At 53.5% G+C, this 17,159-nt stretch carries 19 protein-coding genes; 11 read left to right on the top strand and 8 right to left on the bottom strand.

The genetic code is table 11. The features are described from left to right. The first annotated feature begins 184 nt into the window (after positions 1-184). The 5 genes from rluE to purB are packed head-to-tail and all read left to right on the top strand — an operon-like array spanning position 185 to position 4,493. On the top strand, positions 185-808 hold the full coding sequence (rluE, locus tag HV352_RS09765) for a 23S rRNA pseudouridine(2457) synthase RluE (protein ID WP_016153406.1): 624 nt from the start codon (positions 185-187) through the stop codon (positions 806-808). A gap of 13 nt (positions 809-821) precedes the next feature. Continuing rightward, complete coding sequence (locus tag HV352_RS09760; protein ID WP_080858816.1) at positions 822-1,283, top strand: NUDIX hydrolase; 462 nt, start codon at positions 822-824, stop codon at positions 1,281-1,283. Between the two features lie 53 nt (positions 1,284-1,336). After that, positions 1,337-2,443, top strand: coding sequence for a tRNA 2-thiouridine(34) synthase MnmA (gene mnmA / locus HV352_RS09755; RefSeq protein ID WP_003832402.1), 1,107 nt, complete (start codon positions 1,337-1,339; stop codon positions 2,441-2,443). Between the two features lie 34 nt (positions 2,444-2,477). Further along, positions 2,478-3,119, top strand: a complete 642-nt coding sequence (hflD, locus tag HV352_RS09750) for a high frequency lysogenization protein HflD (protein WP_016153409.1) — start codon at positions 2,478-2,480, stop codon at positions 3,117-3,119. Between the two features lie 3 nt (positions 3,120-3,122). Beyond that, complete coding sequence (gene purB / locus HV352_RS09745) at positions 3,123-4,493, top strand: adenylosuccinate lyase (RefSeq protein WP_016153410.1); 1,371 nt, start codon at positions 3,123-3,125, stop codon at positions 4,491-4,493. Positions 4,494-4,567: 74 nt separating this feature from the next. Here purB and ruvB read toward each other — a convergent pair whose 3' ends face one another. The 6 genes from ruvB to aspS all read right to left on the bottom strand — a co-directional run bounded on the left by ruvB (position 4,568) and on the right by aspS (position 9,824). Further along, on the bottom strand, positions 4,568-5,578 hold the full coding sequence (gene ruvB, locus HV352_RS09740; RefSeq protein ID WP_016153411.1) for a Holliday junction branch migration DNA helicase RuvB: 1,011 nt from the start codon (positions 5,576-5,578) through the stop codon (positions 4,568-4,570). A gap of 8 nt (positions 5,579-5,586) precedes the next feature. Further along, complete coding sequence (gene ruvA, locus HV352_RS09735) at positions 5,587-6,198, bottom strand: Holliday junction branch migration protein RuvA (RefSeq protein ID WP_016153412.1); 612 nt, start codon at positions 6,196-6,198, stop codon at positions 5,587-5,589. 80 nt (positions 6,199-6,278) lie between these two features. Next, positions 6,279-6,800: a crossover junction endodeoxyribonuclease RuvC gene (gene ruvC / locus HV352_RS09730; protein ID WP_003034867.1), complete on the bottom strand. Its 522-nt coding sequence runs from the start codon at positions 6,798-6,800 to the stop codon at positions 6,279-6,281. A gap of 34 nt (positions 6,801-6,834) precedes the next feature. Next, on the bottom strand, positions 6,835-7,578 hold the full coding sequence (locus tag HV352_RS09725) for a YebC/PmpR family DNA-binding transcriptional regulator (protein ID WP_016153413.1): 744 nt from the start codon (positions 7,576-7,578) through the stop codon (positions 6,835-6,837). 28 nt (positions 7,579-7,606) lie between these two features. Beyond that, complete coding sequence (nudB, locus tag HV352_RS09720; RefSeq protein ID WP_016153414.1) at positions 7,607-8,050, bottom strand: dihydroneopterin triphosphate diphosphatase; 444 nt, start codon at positions 8,048-8,050, stop codon at positions 7,607-7,609. Position 8,051: 1 nt separating this feature from the next. After that, on the bottom strand, positions 8,052-9,824 hold the full coding sequence (gene aspS / locus HV352_RS09715) for an aspartate--tRNA ligase (protein WP_016153415.1): 1,773 nt from the start codon (positions 9,822-9,824) through the stop codon (positions 8,052-8,054). A 264-nt stretch (positions 9,825-10,088) separates the two neighbouring features. Here aspS and HV352_RS09710 point away from each other — a divergent pair, with 264 nt between their 5' ends. The 5 genes from HV352_RS09710 to cmoB are packed head-to-tail and all read left to right on the top strand — an operon-like array spanning position 10,089 to position 13,667. Further along, entirely contained in the window at positions 10,089-10,655 is a 567-nt protein-coding gene (locus tag HV352_RS09710; protein WP_181500321.1) for a hydrolase, read from the top strand. Beyond that, positions 10,652-11,470, top strand: coding sequence for a DUF72 domain-containing protein (locus tag HV352_RS09705; RefSeq protein ID WP_181500320.1), 819 nt, complete (start codon positions 10,652-10,654; stop codon positions 11,468-11,470). The genes HV352_RS09710 and HV352_RS09705 overlap by 4 nt, the downstream gene beginning before the upstream one ends. A 52-nt stretch (positions 11,471-11,522) precedes the next feature. After that, positions 11,523-11,918 carry an MAPEG family protein gene (locus tag HV352_RS09700; protein WP_016153418.1) on the top strand — a complete coding sequence of 132 codons (396 nt, stop codon included), beginning with the start codon at positions 11,523-11,525 and terminating at the stop codon, positions 11,916-11,918. Between the two features lie 40 nt (positions 11,919-11,958). Next, on the top strand, positions 11,959-12,702 hold the full coding sequence (gene cmoA, locus HV352_RS09695) for a carboxy-S-adenosyl-L-methionine synthase CmoA (protein WP_016153419.1): 744 nt from the start codon (positions 11,959-11,961) through the stop codon (positions 12,700-12,702). Further along, the gene (gene cmoB / locus HV352_RS09690) at positions 12,699-13,667 is read left to right on the top strand and encodes a tRNA 5-methoxyuridine(34)/uridine 5-oxyacetic acid(34) synthase CmoB (RefSeq protein WP_016153420.1); all 969 of its coding nucleotides are present in this window, start codon (positions 12,699-12,701) and stop codon (positions 13,665-13,667) included. Before cmoA ends, cmoB begins: the two co-directional genes overlap by 4 nt. Positions 13,668-13,834: 167 nt before the next feature. Here cmoB and cutC read toward each other — a convergent pair whose 3' ends face one another. Both cutC and HV352_RS09680 read right to left on the bottom strand, forming a co-directional pair. Continuing rightward, the gene (gene cutC / locus HV352_RS09685) at positions 13,835-14,581 is read right to left on the bottom strand and encodes a copper homeostasis protein CutC (RefSeq protein ID WP_181635382.1); all 747 of its coding nucleotides are present in this window, start codon (positions 14,579-14,581) and stop codon (positions 13,835-13,837) included. Between the two features lie 2 nt (positions 14,582-14,583). Next, positions 14,584-15,150 carry a VOC family protein gene (locus HV352_RS09680; RefSeq protein ID WP_049040531.1) on the bottom strand — a complete coding sequence of 189 codons (567 nt, stop codon included), beginning with the start codon at positions 15,148-15,150 and terminating at the stop codon, positions 14,584-14,586. A gap of 238 nt (positions 15,151-15,388) precedes the next feature. Between HV352_RS09680 and argS the strand changes: the two genes are divergently transcribed. Next, entirely contained in the window at positions 15,389-17,122 is a 1,734-nt protein-coding gene (gene argS / locus HV352_RS09675; RefSeq protein WP_016153423.1) for an arginine--tRNA ligase, read from the top strand. Positions 17,123-17,159: the final 37 nt, after the last annotated feature.

Below are 17,159 nucleotides of genomic sequence, written 5' to 3'. Positions count from 1 at the left end.
CTTCTGGTTCTGCTCGTCTGTCATCGCGCTGCATGTGCGTTTGCGTCCTGCTGCACGAATGCGTTAGAGCAATTTTTTGTTAATGTTTTGTAATGAGCATGTCAATACTACCCTAATGTTCGTCGCCATGAAAGACACTCGTTCTTAGGCTATAATGCGGCAATTGATATAATCTGAAAATACCATGCAAAAAACTTCTTTTAGAAATCACCGGGTTGAGCGATTCAGCTCACGACAAGTCACCAAACAGCGTAAAGAAAACCAGCCAAAACGCGTGGTTTTGTTCAATAAACCCTACGATGTTTTGCCACAATTTACTGACGAGGCGGGCAGAAGCACGTTAAAAGATTTTATTCCCGTGCCGGGAATCTATGCTGCGGGCCGACTCGACCGGGACAGCGAAGGACTTTTGGTGCTGACCAATGACGGCGCGCTGCAGGCGCGGTTAACCCAACCCGGCAAGCGCACGGGGAAAATCTATTACGTCCAGGTCGAAGGCGAGCCGACAGCAGAAGCGCTGGATGCGCTGCGTACCGGGGTGACGCTCAATGATGGTCCCACGCTACCCGCAGGTATTGAAATAGTAGAGGAACCCACCTGGCTGTGGCCGAGAAATCCGCCTATTCGGGAACGGAAAAATATCCCCACCAGTTGGCTGAAAGTTACTTTATATGAAGGCCGTAACCGCCAGGTTCGTCGTATGACAGCGCATGTTGGATTCCCGACGCTGCGCCTCATCCGCTATGCCATGGGAGATTACACGCTGGAAAATCTCGCCAACGGTCAATGGCGGGATGCAACTAACTGAATAAGGAACAGGTATGTTCAAACCGCACGTCACGGTCGCCTGCATTGTGCATGCAGAAGATAAGTTCTTAGTCGTTGAGGAAACAATCAATGGCAAAGCCCTGTGGAATCAACCTGCAGGACATCTGGAAGCGGATGAAACCCTGGTGCAAGCCGCTGCTCGCGAACTGTGGGAAGAGACGGGCATCAAAGCGCAGCCGCAGCACTTCATCCGGATGCATCAATGGATTGCGCCGGACAAAACGCCCTTTTTACGTTTTCTGTTTTCTATCGAGCTTGCCAATATGTGCGCTACTGAACCTCATGACAGCGATATAGATTGCTGTCGCTGGGTCAGCGCAGAAGAGGTTCTCTCAGCGCCAAATCTGCGTTCACCGTTGGTTGCGGAGAGTATTCGTTGCTATCAGAGCGGACATCGCTACCCGCTGGCGATGATCGGCGAATTTAACTGGCCGTTTACAGAGGGTGTCAAGTAAGGGGCTGCGTGCTAGAATATGCCGCCTTGAAGTTCAATGTCGTGAGTATTCCTATGTCTGAAAGCCCAAAAAAAGTGATCGTCGGCATGTCCGGCGGTGTCGATTCCTCCGTTTCTGCCTGGCTGTTGCAACAACAGGGTTATCAGGTAGAAGGCCTGTTCATGAAGAACTGGGAAGAGGACGATGGCGAGGAATATTGCACAGCGGCCGCCGATCTTGCAGATGCGCAGGCTGTCTGTGACAAACTCGGCATTGAACTGCATACCGTCAACTTTGCTGCAGAATACTGGGACAACGTCTTTGAACTGTTCCTTGAAGAGTACAAAGCGGGCCGTACGCCAAACCCCGATATTCTGTGCAATAAAGAAATCAAGTTTAAAGCCTTCCTCGAGTTTGCCGCCGAAGATTTAGGTGCCGATTATATCGCCACCGGTCACTACGTGCGCCGCGCCGACGTCGACGGCAAAAGCCGCCTGCTGCGTGGACTTGATGGCAATAAAGACCAGAGCTATTTCCTCTACACGCTCGGTCACGAACAAATCGCGCAAAGCCTGTTCCCGGTCGGCGAACTGGAAAAACCGCAGGTGCGTAAAATTGCCGAAGATCTCGGTCTGATTACGGCCAAGAAAAAAGATTCAACCGGTATCTGCTTCATCGGCGAACGTAAGTTCCGCGAGTTTCTCGGTCGTTACCTGCCCGCTCAGCCTGGCAAAATCATCACCGTTGATGGCGAAGAGATTGGCCAGCATCAGGGGCTGATGTACCACACGCTGGGTCAGCGTAAAGGTCTGGGCATTGGCGGGACGAAAGAAGGCACGGAAGATCCGTGGTACGTGGTGGATAAAGACGTCGAGAACAACATTCTGGTTGTTGCTCAGGGTCATGAACACCCGCGTCTGATGTCCGTTGGCCTGGTGGCGCAACAGCTGCACTGGGTCGATCGCGAACCGTTCACCGGCACAATGCGTTGCACGGTGAAAACCCGCTATCGTCAGACCGACATTCCGTGCACCGTTAAGGCGCTGGATGCTGAACGTATTGAAGTCATTTTCGACGAGCCAGTCGCGGCGGTAACGCCGGGTCAGTCGGCTGTCTTTTACAATGGCGAAGTGTGCCTCGGCGGCGGCATTATCGAACAACGATTGCCTCTGCCGGTATAATTACTTACACATCTAATACAAGGAAGCAGTGAACGTGGCAAAGAATTATTATGACATCACCCTCGCTCTGGCAGGCATTTGTCAGTCGGCACGCCTGGTGCAGGAACTGGCGCACCAGGGGCATTGTGATGCCGATGCATTACACGTTTCACTGAACAGTGTCATCGACATGAATCCCAGCTCTACGCTGGGCGTGTTTGGCGGTAGCGAGGCCAACCTGCGTTTAGGTCTGGAAACGATGCTCGGCGTACTCAACGCCAGCAGTCGTCAGGGGCTGAACGCGGAACTCACCCGCTACACGTTAAGCCTGATGGTGCTGGAGCGTAAGCTGTCAGCCGCTAAAGGCGCTATGGACACGCTGGGAGACCGCATCAACGGCTTGCAGCGCCAACTGGACCATTTTGATTTGCAGTCAGAAACGTTGATGAGTGCGATGGCAGGCATTTATGTTGACGTCATCAGCCCACTCGGCCCACGTATTCAGGTTACGGGCTCCCCGGCCATCCTTCAGAGCCCACAGGTTCAGGCTAAAGTACGCGCTTCCCTGCTGGCTGGCATTCGCGCTGCCGTGCTCTGGCATCAGGTTGGTGGAGGCCGTCTGCAACTCATGTTTTCTCGTAATCGCCTGACGACTCAGGCTAAACAAATTCTTGCTCATTTAACCCCGGAGTTGTGATCTATGGAATTATCCTCACTGACCGCCGTTTCCCCTGTCGATGGACGCTACGGCGATAAAGTCAGCGCGCTGCGCGGGATTTTCAGCGAATACGGTTTGCTGAAATTCCGTGTACAAGTTGAAGTACGCTGGCTGCAAAAACTGGCCGCGCACGCAGCGATCAAGGAAGTTCCTGCTTTTGCTGCCGACGCAATCGGTTTCCTTGATGCGATTGTCGCTAACTTCAATGAAGAAGATGCCGCGCGTATCAAAACCATTGAGCGTACGACCAACCATGACGTGAAGGCAGTTGAGTATTTCCTGAAAGAGAAAGTGGCGGATATCCCGGAACTGCACGCTGTTTCCGAGTTCATCCACTTCGCGTGTACCTCAGAAGACATCAACAACCTGTCTCACGCGCTGATGCTGAAAACCGCCCGTGACGAAGTGGTTCTGCCGTACTGGCGCAAACTTATCGACGCGGTTAAAGATTTGTCCGTACAGTATCGCGATATTCCTCTGCTCTCCCGTACCCACGGTCAGCCAGCCACCCCGTCTACGCTGGGCAAAGAAATGGCTAACGTGGCTTACCGTATGGAGCGTCAGTACCGCCAGCTCAATCAGGTCGAAATCCTCGGCAAAATCAACGGTGCAGTCGGTAACTATAACGCCCACATCGCCGCTTATCCGGAAGTGGATTGGCATCAGTTCAGCGAAGAATTTGTCACCTCGCTGGGCATCCAGTGGAATCCGTACACCACGCAGATTGAGCCGCACGACTATATTGCCGAGCTGTTTGATTGCATCGCCCGTTTCAACACTATCCTGATCGACTTCGACCGCGATGTCTGGGGTTACGTGGCGCTGAACCATTTCAAACAGAAAACCATCGCGGGTGAAATTGGTTCCTCCACCATGCCGCACAAGGTGAACCCAATCGATTTCGAGAACTCCGAGGGTAACCTGGGCCTGTCTAACGCGGTTCTGCAGCATCTGGCGAGCAAACTGCCGGTCTCCCGCTGGCAGCGCGATCTGACGGACTCTACCGTTCTGCGTAACCTGGGCGTGGGGATTGGCTATGCGCTGATCGCTTATCAGTCCACGCTGAAAGGTGTGAGCAAACTGGAAGTGAACCGCGATCATCTGCTGGATGAACTGGATCATAACTGGGAAGTGCTGGCAGAGCCGATCCAGACCGTGATGCGTCGCTATGGCATTGAAAAACCATACGAGAAGCTGAAGGAACTGACCCGCGGCAAACGCGTTGACGCCGAAGGTATGAAGCAGTTTATCGACGGTCTGGCGCTGCCTGAAGACGAGAAAACACGCCTGAAAGCAATGACGCCGGCCAATTACATTGGTCGCGCCGTCACCATGGTTGATGAACTGAAGTAATCTGTTTTACGCCTGTCAGGCCTGCATCATATCGTAGGCCTGACAGGCGTAGCGCCATCAGGGATTATTGAGTCTTATGGCATTTCCGGCGGTGTAATACCAAAGTGGTTCCACGCCCGCACCGTTGCCATACGTCCGCGCGGAGTTCGCTGCAGAAAACCTTGCTGAATCAGATACGGTTCCAGCACGTCCTCAATGGTTTCACGCTCTTCCCCAATCGCCGCCGCCAGGTTATCCAGTCCGACCGGTCCACCGAAGAACTTATCGATAACCGCCAGCAGCAGCTTACGGTCCATATAATCGAATCCTTCCGCATCCACATTGAGCATATCCAGTGCCTGAGCGGCGATATCTGCTGAAATTGTGCCGTCATGCTTCACTTCGGAGAAGTCGCGTACCCGGCGTAATAAACGGTTGGCGATACGCGGCGTACCACGGGCGCGGCGTGCCACTTCCAATGCGCCTTCATCGCTCATTTCCAGCCCCATAAAGCGGGCGCTGCGTCCAACAATGTGCTGCAGGTCTGCCACCTGATAGAATTCCAGGCGCTGTACAATACCGAAGCGGTCACGCAGCGGAGACGTTAACGAACCGGCGCGCGTCGTCGCCCCGATCAGGGTAAACGGCGGCAGATCGATCTTAATCGAACGTGCGGCTGGTCCTTCGCCAATCATGATATCCAGCTGATAATCTTCCATCGCCGGATACAGCACCTCTTCCACCACCGGTGACAGGCGATGGATTTCATCGATAAACAGCACATCGTGCGGTTCAAGGTTGGTGAGCATTGCCGCCAGATCGCCCGCTTTTTCCAGTACCGGACCGGAAGTGGTGCGCAGATTAACGCCCATTTCATTGGCAACAATATTGGCAAGCGTGGTTTTACCGAGACCTGGAGGACCGAAAATCAGCAGGTGATCGAGGGCTTCACCGCGCAGCTTCGCCGCCTGGATAAAAATCTCCATTTGCGAACGCACCTGAGGCTGGCCAATATACTCTTCCAGCAACTTGGGGCGGATCGCGCGATCCACCAGATCTTCAGGGGTCGTGCTGACAGCCGAAATCAGGCGATCTGCTTCAATCATCCTTTACCTCACAATGCCGCGCGAAGCGCTTCACGAATCAGGGTTTCACTGCTGGCATCAGGGCGAGCGATTTTGCTCACCATGCGGCTGGCTTCCTGTGGTTTATAGCCTAACGCCACCAGCGCAGCAACCGCTTCCTGCTCGGCGTCATCCGTTGCAGGACTGGCCGGAGAGGTCAGGACCAGATCCGCCGCCGGCGTGAAGAGATCGCCATGCAGGCCTTTAAAGCGGTCTTTCATTTCCACAATCAAACGCTCTGCGGTTTTCTTACCTATGCCCGGTAATTTCACCAGCGCGCCAAGCTCTTCGCGCTCAACGGCATTAACGAACTGCTGTGCAGACATACCGGAGAGGATCGCCAGCGCCAGCTTCGGCCCGACGCCATTGGTTTTGATTAACTCTTTAAACAGCGTGCGTTCTTGTTTGTTGTTAAAACCATATAGCAGTTGAGCGTCTTCACGCACCACAAAATGGGTGAAGATAATCGCTTCCTGCCCGGCTTCCGGCAACTCGTAGAAACAGGTCATCGGCATATGGACTTCATAGCCTACTCCGCCGGTTTCCAGAAGGACCAACGGGGGTTGTTTTTCAAGAATGATGCCTCTGAGTCTGCCTATCACGTGACGCTCCTGCGTTAAGGGCTAAAAGGTAATGCGCTATCATAAAAAAAGGCTGGATAGATATCCAGCCTCATTTGTCACTAACGTAACCGACCTCGCGCCAGATTCAGCCGCGACTCGCTCATTTGCATGGCGTTCTGGCTGACGTGGCAATGGGTAATAGCAATCGCCAGCGCATCCGCGGCATCCGCCTGCGGATTTGCCGGGAGTTTTAGCAGCGTGCGTACCATATGCTGAACCTGGCTTTTTTCCGCGCTGCCGATACCCACCACGGTCTGTTTTACCTGGCGGGCCGCGTATTCAAAGACCGGAAGATCCTGATTAGTAGCCGCAACGATTGCCACGCCGCGCGCCTGCCCCAGCTTTAGCGCCGAGTCGGCATTCTTCGCCATAAAGACCTGCTCAATGGCAAAATAGTCGGGCTGGAACTGGGTGATGATTTCCGTCACGCCTGCATAAATCAACTTCAGACGTGAAGGAAGATCGTCGACTTTGGTGCGAATGCAGCCGCTACCGAGGTAGGTCAGCTGTCTGCCGACCTGACGAATTACGCCATAACCGGTGATGCGCGACCCCGGGTCAATGCCGAGAATGATAGACATCACGCATCTCCTGTTAGTTTATGGCTTAACCACATCATTCGAGCGTTGCAGCAACCTCATCGGAGATTTCGCCGTTGTGGTAAACTTCCTGCACGTCGTCGCAGTCTTCCAGCATATCGATCAGACGCATCAGCTTCGGCGCCGTTTCTGCATCCATATCCGCTTTGGTGGAGGGGATCATAGACACTTCAGCCGCGTCCGCTTTCAGACCAGCCGCTTCCAGCGCATCACGCACTTTGCCCATCTCTTCCCACGCGGTGTAAACGTCAATCGCGCCATCGTCGAAGGTCACAACGTCTTCAGCGCCCGCTTCCAGTGCCGCTTCCATAATGGCGTCTTCGTCGCCTTGTTCAAAAGAGATCACGCCTTTTTTGCTGAACAGGTAAGCTACGGAACCGTCGGTACCTAGGTTGCCGCCCGTTTTAGTGAATGCGTGACGCACTTCCGCAACGGTACGGTTACGGTTGTCAGACAGACACTCAATCATAACGGCTGTTCCGCCAGGGCCGTAACCTTCATAGATGATGGTTTCCATGTTCGCATCATCGTCGCCACCAACACCACGCGCGATTGCACGGTTCAGGGTGTCACGGGTCATGTTATTTGCCAGCGCTTTATCAACCGCGGCGCGCAGACGTGGGTTAGCATCCGGATCGCCGCCGCCCAGTTTGGCTGCCGTCACCAGCTCACGAATGATTTTGGTGAAAATTTTACCGCGTTTAGCATCCTGCGCTGCTTTACGATGTCTGGTGTTGGCCCATTTACTATGACCTGCCATAAATAATCTCTCCAAAAAGCGCGCCTTCTCAGGCGACGTTAATTACAAACTCTTCAATCGCCTGCCGGTTACTCCACGACTTGGTTAACTGCGCGGCTTCGTGCGCATTAACCCAACGGTAGGTCAGATGTTCGGTGAACACGATCTCTCGTTCAGAGGGAAGTGCCAGGCAAAACCAGGATTCAGTATTACGCTCAATTCCCGGCGCATAGCGATGACGTAAATGGCTAAAAATCTCAAATTCCACCGTGCGCTGACAGTCAATTAAGGTCAGTTGCTCAGTCGCAACATCAATGGCGACCTCTTCCTTTACTTCGCGCATCGCGGCTTGCGACGCGGTTTCACCCTCTTCAAGGCTGCCGGTGACCGACTGCCAGAAATCAGGATCGTCGCGTCGCTGTAACATCAGCACTCTCCCGGTGTCCTTTGCATAAATCACGACTAACACCGAGACAGGCTGTTTGTATCTCATATCAGTTATTCTCGGCCTTCTTAACAACCTGAATGCTCAGTTCCGCCAGCGCGGCTTCATTGGCAAAGCTTGGTGCTTCAGTCATCAGACATGCTGCAGCCGTGGTTTTCGGGAAGGCAATAACGTCACGAATGTTGTCAGTACCGGTCAGCAGCATAGTCAGACGATCCAGACCAAACGCCAGGCCCGCATGCGGCGGTGTACCGTATTTTAGCGCATCCAGCAGGAAGCCGAACTTCTCGCGCTGTTCTTGCTCGTTAATGCCCAGAATGCCGAATACAGTCTGCTGCATATCACCGTTGTGAATACGCACGGAACCACCGCCCACTTCATAGCCGTTGATGACCATATCGTAAGCGTTGGCAACCGCGTCTTCCGGCGCAGCTTTCAGCTCTGCGGCCGTCATGTCTTTTGGCGCGGTGAACGGGTGGTGCATCGCGGTCAGACCGCCTTCACCATCGTCTTCAAACATCGGGAAGTCGATAACCCACAGCGGCGCCCATTTGGCTTCGTCGGTAATGTTCAGGTCTTTGCCCAGTTTCAGACGCAGCGCGCCCATCGCGTCGGCCACCACTTTCTTGTTGTCGGCACCGAAGAAAATCATGTCGCCGTCTTGCGCACCGGTACGCTCCAGAATCGCATCTACGATTTCTGCGTTCAGGAACTTAGCAACCGGGCTGGTGATGCCTTCCAGGCCTTTCGCACGCTCGGTGACTTTGATGTAAGCCAGACCTTTCGCGCCGTAAATCTTAATAAAGTTACCGTAATCGTCGATCTGCTTACGGCTTAAGCTCGCACCGCCCGGTACACGCAGGGCAGCTACGCGGCCTTTCGCATCGTTCGCCGGACCAGAGAACACGGCGAACTCAACGCCTTTCACCAGATCGGCAACGTCAACCAGTTCCATCGGGTTACGCAGGTCTGGTTTATCAGAACCGTAACGACGCTCGGCTTCGGCAAAGGTCATGATCGGGAAATCACCCAGATCCACACCTTTAACTTCCAGCCACAGGTTACGCACCAGCGCTTCCATCACTTCACGCACCTGCGGCGCGGTCATGAAGGAAGTCTCAACGTCGATCTGGGTAAATTCAGGCTGACGGTCAGCACGTAAGTCTTCATCACGGAAGCATTTTACGATCTGATAGTAGCGGTCAAAACCGGACATCATCAGCAGCTGTTTAAACAGCTGAGGAGACTGCGGCAGCGCGTAGAACTTACCTTTATGAACACGAGAAGGAACCAGGTAATCGCGCGCGCCTTCCGGCGTAGCTTTGGTCAGCATCGGAGTTTCGATGTCAAGGAAGCCGTGATCGTCCATAAAACGACGCACCAGGCTGGTAATTTTGGCACGCGTTTTCAGGCGCTGCGCCATTTCAGGGCGACGCAGATCCAGGTAGCGATACTTCAGTCGCGCTTCTTCGGTGTTTACATGGTTAGAGTCCAGCGGCAGCGAGTCTGAACGGTTGATGATGGTCAGATCGGAGGCCAGCACTTCAATTTCGCCAGTCGCCATATCGGCGTTGACGTTTTTCGCGTCACGCGCACGCACGGTGCCCGTAACCTGGATACAGAACTCATTACGCAGTTCGGAGGCCAGCTTTAACGCATCCGCACGGTCCGGATCGAAAAATACCTGCACGATACCTTCGCGGTCGCGCATATCGATAAAGATCAGGCTACCAAGATCACGACGACGGTTGACCCAACCACACAGAGTCACCTGCTGCCCCTCGTGGGACAGACGTAGCTGTCCGCAATATTCTGTACGCATGAGATATCCCTTAACTTTGCCGCAGGCGGATTGTCACCTGTCTCGCAGGTGACGAAGTCGCAGCTTTAGCTGAATGTCACAACTGAATGAAAAAAGGCGGCTATTATACTGGAAATTCTGCCGCACGATAAGTCCGGTACTGACTGTACGCCTGTTTCCTGGACGGGCATTGCGTAATCTCACAAAAAATAACAAAAATTGTCGTCCCTTTCACACTGATTCGCGATTAAGGTGTAACGGAATTCTTTTTTTACTGGAGTGATCATGCTGGAACTGAACGCAAAAACAACCGCTCTTGTTGTTATTGATCTACAGGAAGGTATCCTGCCTTTCGCTGGCGGCCCATACTCGGCAAACGACGTGGTTGCCCGCGCCGCGCAGTTGGCGGAAAAATTCCGTGCCCACGGTTCCCCGGTGGTAATGGTGCGCGTCGGCTGGTCTGCCGATTATGCCGAAGCGCTGAAACAGCCAGTTGATGCTCACGCTCCGGCCAAAGCGTTACCCGAAAACTGGTGGAATTACCCGAGCGCTCTGGGTAAATGCGCCAGCGACCTCGAAGTGACCAAACGCCAGTGGGGAGCTTTCTACGGCACCGATCTGGAATTACAACTGCGTCGTCGGGGCATCGAGACCATCGTCCTGTGCGGCATCTCCACAAATATTGGCGTGGAGTCAACGGCGCGAAATGCGTGGGAGCTGGGTTTTAATCTGATCGTTGCAGAAAACGCCTGTAGTGCCGCCAGCGCTGAGCAACATCAGGGCAGCATGACGCATATTTTCCCGCGTATCGCACGCGTACGCAGCGTGGACGAGATCCTGCAAGCGCTATGATTTATATCGGTTTACCCCAGTGGGCGCATCCCAAATGGGTGCGTCTGGGGATCACCAGCCTTGAAGAGTATGCCCGCCACTTTAACTGTGTGGAGGGCAATACCACGCTGTACGCGCTGCCAAAAGCCGACATTGTGGCCCGCTGGCATGCGCAGACTACCGATGCGTTTCGATTTTGTTTTAAGTTTCCGGCCACCATTTCGCATCAGGCCGCGCTGCGTAATTGCGATGACCTGGTACACGAGTTTTTCACGCGCATGTCGCCACTTGAATCACGCATTGGGCAATACTGGCTGCAATTACCCGCAACTTTTGGCCCGCACGACCTGCCAGCCTTGTGGCAGTTTCTCGATGCGCTCCCCAAATCCTTTACCTACGGTGTGGAAGTTCGCCATCCGGACTTCTTTGCCAAAGGCGAAACAGAGCAGCTATTCAATCGAGGCCTACATGAGCGCAGGGTAAATCGGGTGATTCTGGACAGTCGACCGGTACATGCCGCAATACCACATACTGAAGCGATACGTGACGCCCAGCGCAAGAAGCCAAAGGTTCCGGTGCATGCAGTGGTGACGGCAAACCATCCGATGGTACGCTTTATCGGCAGCGATAATATGGCACAAAACAGCGCGCTTTTTGCCGTCTGGCTGACCAAGCTGTCGCAATGGCAACAAACCACAACGCCGTATCTGTTTTTACATACCCCGGATATCGCGCAGGCCCCTGAGCTTGTCGATACGCTATGGGCAAATTTACGCAGCGCCCTGCCAGAGATCGGATCAGCGCCGTCTATTCCACAGCAATCTTCTCTTTTCTGAAAATGCCACCTATCATAGTCAATGCCATCAGCCATTTTAAAAGGGAGTTTGTATGGTAAGCGCGCTTTATGCCGTATTGGGTGCGTTATTGTTAATTAAGTTCTCCTTTGACGTCGTTCGCCTGCGCATGCAATACCGCGTTGCATATGGTGACGGAGGTTTTAGCGAACTACAAAGCGCTATCCGCATTCACGGTAATGCGGTGGAATATATTCCCGTCGCATTGGTGCTGCTGTTATTTATGGAAATGAACGGCGCTGAAACGTGGATGGTGCATATTTGCGGGCTGATTTTGATTGCCGGACGACTGATGCATTATTACGGATTCCATCACCGGCTTTTCCGCTGGCGCCGTTCAGGCATGAGCGCGACCTGGTGTTCGCTGTTGCTAATGGTGCTGGCGAATCTTTGGTATATGCCCTGGGAGTTGGTTTTCTCCCTGCATTAGCGCACAATACGCCACTTTATTTTTCCCGGATTTTTACGTTATGTCTCACCGCGACACGCTTTTTTCTGCGCCTATCGCCAGTCTGGGTGACTGGACCTTTGATGAACGGGTAGCTGAAGTCTTCCCGGATATGATCCAGCGATCCGTTCCTGGCTATTCCAATATCATTTCTATGATTGGGATGTTGGCCGAACGTTTCGTACAACCCAACACACAGGTCTACGATCTGGGCTGTTCTCTGGGCGCGGCGACGCTCTCGGTGCGTCGCAATATTCATCACGAGAATTGCAAAATTATTGCCGTTGATAACTCCCCGGCTATGGTTGAGCGCTGCCGCCGTCATATTGACGCCTATAAAGCGCCGACACCGGTTGACGTTGTCGAAGGCGATATTCGCAACATTACTATCGAAAACGCCTCGATGGTGGTGCTGAATTTTACCCTGCAATTCCTTGAGCCACCTGAGCGCCAGGCATTGTTGGATAAGATTTATCAGGGGCTTAACCCCGGCGGCGCGCTGGTACTGTCTGAAAAATTCAGTTTCGAAGACGCTAACGTTGGCGAGCTGCTGTTCAACATGCACCACGATTTCAAACGGGCAAATGGCTATAGCGAGCTGGAAATCAGCCAAAAGCGCAGCATGCTGGAGAACGTGATGCTGACCGACTCGGTCGAAACGCACAAAGCGAGACTGCATCAGGCGGGCTTTGAACACAGCGAATTGTGGTTCCAGTGCTTTAACTTTGGTTCTCTGGTGGCACTGAAAGCTGAGGTTAGCGCATGATCGACTTTGGTAACTTTTATCAACTGATTGCCAAAAATCACCTTTCCCATTGGCTGGAAACGCTCCCGGCGCAAATCGCGACCTGGCAGCGCGATCAGCACGGCTTGTTTAAGCAGTGGTCAAATGCGGTCGAGTTTCTGCCCGAGCTGACGCCGCATCGCCTGGACTTACTGCATAGCGTTACCGCCGAAAGCGATGAGCCGCTCAGCGACGGTCAGCTCAAACGTATCGACACCCTGATGCGTAACCTGATGCCATGGCGTAAAGGGCCGTACTCGTTGTACGGCGTCAATATAGATACCGAGTGGCGCTCGGACTGGAAATGGGATCGCGTTCTGCCGCACTTGTCTGACCTCACCGGGCGCACCATTCTTGATGTCGGCTGCGGGAGTGGATATCACATGTGGCGCATGATTGGCGCGGGGGCGCATCTGGCAGTTGGTATCGATCCTACCCAACTGTTTCTGTGCCAGTTTGAGGCAGTACGTAAACTGCTGGGCAATGACCAGCGCGCTCACCTGCTGCCGCTGGGTATTGAGCAGCTTCCGGCGCTCAACGCCTTTGATACCGTATTCTCCATGGGAGTGCTTTATCACCGCCGTTCACCGCTGGAACACCTGTGGCAGTTGAAGGATCAGTTGGTGAAAGATGGCGAACTGGTACTGGAAACGCTGGTCGTCGAAGGTGATGAAAATACCGTACTGGTACCGGGCGATCGCTACGCGCAGATGCGTAACGTTTACTTTATTCCTTCTGCGCTGGCGTTAAAAAACTGGCTGGAAAAATGTGGGTTTGTTGATGTGCGCATCGCTGATGTCTGCGTCACCACCACCGAAGAGCAGCGCCGCACCGAGTGGATGATAACCGAATCACTGGCCGACTTCCTCGACCCGAACGATCACAGCAAAACGGTGGAAGGCTACCCGGCCCCATTACGCGCGGTATTGATTGCACGTAAGCCGTAATCATTTTTGCCTGATAGCACTCTTTCTGCAAAATAGTTCAACTTGCAGCAAGGCAGACAGCTCCGTTGCGGCTTGAAATATGCAGGATAAAAAAAGGCCCCTGTTGAAATTGCAGGGGCCTGGTACGAGCAAGCATCATATTGGGCGACATGATGCAACGGTAAAAATCAGCTGGCCTGGTGGTGTACAATGATTGCTTTCATTTCCGCAACCGCCGCCCCGTCTACCGCATAGCGTGAATACTCATCCGCCTGTGGATCCGAAGACATCGACAACCCCGAATTGCGATAACGCATGGGGGAAGCCAACCATACTCCGGCAGAACTGTGGACTTCCTGCACTCCAGCATCAAGGAACAGGGACAAATTCGAGGCGCGAACCCCCGCTCCGGCCATAATGATTGGAGCATCCCCCTGCGCAATAAGTTCCATAATTTTTGTTAAACCTTGCGCCGCATCTGATTTTTGCCCGGAAGTCAGCACTCTGGCGATGCCCAAATCAGCTAATTTTTTTAGCGCATTGAGTGGGTTAGCGCACATGTCAAAGGCCCGATGAAAAGTGACGTGCAGCGGTCCCGCCGCGATCATTATTTTCTCCATGCGCGGCATATCGACATCACCCTCTGCATCTAAAATGCCGGTTACCAACCCTGAGAACCCCAGATCTCTTACCATCGCAATATCATCCAGCATTGCAGCGAATTCACCGTCGGTGTAACAAAAGTCGCCCCCGCGCGGGCGAATAATGGGATTGACCGGAATCGAGATATGCTGGCGAACCGAACGCAAGACGCCCAGGGACGGCGTTAAGCCCCCCTCTTTGGGTGCCGAACAAAGCTCAATGCGATCCGCGCCGTTTTGCTGCGCCATGCGCGCGCACTCCATGCTGTAACAGCAGATTTCCAGTAATGCCATACTCACTCCTGACGTTCGCTTGCCACAATGGCTTCAATCGACCACGGATGGAATTTTATCGTCACGCTGCCATCGCTGACCGCCAGCGTTGGATTCGGTAAACGTTCGCGCTCGCCTTTTGGCGAACTGGTTTTTACAAATATGCCCGGCTGGCTCAGCCCGTGATCTGAAAGCAGCGCCAGCGCTCGTGCATTCAGCGTCTCCACCTCACCCGGCAGAACAATTTCAACATGCTCCCAGCCTTCATGCGGATAACGCTTTTCGCCCGGCCACGGCAGTTCTACGATAGAAAATTGCCAGTGTTGCACACAAACTGGCTCATCGAGCTTGAACAAGCAAATCGGTCGGCCATTGATGATATTTTCTGACAACAATTCGCCGCACTGTTCAAACCCACGACGCCAGCGCTCTGCGGTGGTATTTTGATGACAACGCAGAGAAATGTGATCGGCTTCAAGCGATGAGACATCCAGCCCAAGGCGAGTGGAAAGATCCGTTAACGCCTGAATGAAATGCGGTAAATCTGCGGAAATATCATGCAGTTCTGCAACTGTTTGCCAGTTCGCCATAATGAAAGCTCATATCCATATTCAAAGCCGCTAATTTACCCTGTTGCGCAGCCCCAACCAACTGCTGATTTTCTTAAGCGCAATATGAATAATTATACGTAATGACAATGTTTATATTTCAGGCTGCTGGCGATACTCGCAATGCTGACGGCAACGGGCATTTGCAGTATACTCCCGCCCTTAATTCTTAAACTGGTGCGGTGCATTTTAAGCCGCTTCATAAATGTAAGGTATTCCGGTGAATATTCAGGCTCTTCTCTCAGAAAAAGTCAGTCAGGCCATGATTGCTGCAGGCGCGCCTGCAGATTGCGAACCGCAGGTTCGTCAGTCAGCAAAAGTACAGTTCGGCGACTATCAGGCTAACGGTATGATGGCTGTCGCTAAAAAACTGGGTATGGCGCCGCGACAACTGGCTGAGCAGGTGCTGACTCATTTGGATCTCAACGGGATCGCCAGCAAAGTTGAAATTGCAGGCCCGGGCTTTATCAATATTTTTCTCGATCCGGCATTTCTGGCGCAGCACGTTCAGCAGGCGCTGGCTTCCGATCGTCTGGGCGTCACCCAACCGGCTAAACAAACCGTTGTGGTTGATTACTCCGCACCTAACGTAGCGAAAGAGATGCACGTTGGTCACCTGCGTTCCACCATCATCGGTGACGCTGCGGTGCGTACGCTGGAGTTCCTCGGTCACAATGTTATCCGCGCCAACCACGTCGGCGACTGGGGTACTCAGTTCGGTATGCTCATCGCATGGCTGGAAAAACAGCAGCAGGAAAATGCTGGCGAGATGGCGCTGGCTGACCTTGAAGGTTTCTACCGTGATGCGAAAAAACATTACGACGAAGATGAAGCCTTCGCGGAACGTGCCCGGAGTTATGTCGTGAAGCTGCAAGGCGGCGACGAGTACTTCCGTGAGATGTGGCGCAAACTGGTCGACATCACCATGTCGCAAAACCAGTTAACCTACGATCGCCTGAACGTCACCCTGACCCGTGACGACGTCATGGGTGAAAGCCTGTACAACCCGATGCTGCCTGGCATCGTGGCCGATCTCAAAGCTAAAGGCCTGGCTGTTGAAAGCGAAGGCGCTACCGTCGTATTCCTTGATGAGTATAAGAACAAGGAAGGTGAACCGATGGGCGTAATCATTCAGAAGAAAGATGGCGGCTATCTCTACACCACGACCGATATCGCCTGCGCCAAGTACCGTTATGAAACGCTGCATGCCGACCGCGTACTTTATTACATCGACTCCCGTCAGCATCAGCACTTAATGCAGGCCTGGACCATCGTGCGTAAAGCCGGTTATGTGCCGGACTCTGTGCCGCTGGAACACCACATGTTCGGTATGATGCTGGGTAAAGACGGCAAGCCGTTCAAAACCCGCGCGGGCGGCACGGTTAAACTGGCCGATCTGCTGGATGAAGCGCTGGAACGCGCACGCCGTCTGGTAGCGGAGAAGAACCCGGACATGCCTGCCGACGAGCTGGAAAAACTGGCGAATGCGGTCGGTATCGGCGCGGTGAAATATGCCGATCTGTCCAAAAACCGTACCACCGACTACATCTTCGACTGGGACAATATGCTGGCGTTCGAAGGGAATACTGCGCCGTATATGCAGTACGCCTACACCCGCGTACTGTCCGTGTTCCGTAAAGCCGATATCGACGAAAGCGCGCTGGCAAATGCGCAGGTGATTATCAGTGAAGATCGCGAGGCTCAGCTGGCTGCGCGTCTGCTGCAGTTTGAAGAAACGCTGACCGTTGTTGCACGTGAAGGTACGCCGCATGTGATGTGTGCTTACCTGTACGACGTTGCCGGTCTGTTCTCCGGCTTCTACGAGCACTGCCCAATCCTTAGCGCTGAAAACGAAGAGATTCGTAACAGCCGCCTGAAACTGGCACAGTTGACGGCGAAAACCCTGAAGCTGGGTCTGGATACGCTGGGTATCGAAACCGTAGAACGTATGTAAATCAGCTCACCTATCAGGCCTGACTCCGAAATTCGGA

It is taken from the genome of Citrobacter sp. RHBSTW-01044, from assembly GCF_013781945.1.
In the GTDB taxonomy this organism is placed as follows: domain Bacteria; phylum Pseudomonadota; class Gammaproteobacteria; order Enterobacterales; family Enterobacteriaceae; genus Citrobacter; species Citrobacter braakii.
The sequence above is the reverse complement of the archived record's forward strand: the minus strand, read 5'-3'. Positions and strand labels throughout refer to the sequence as shown.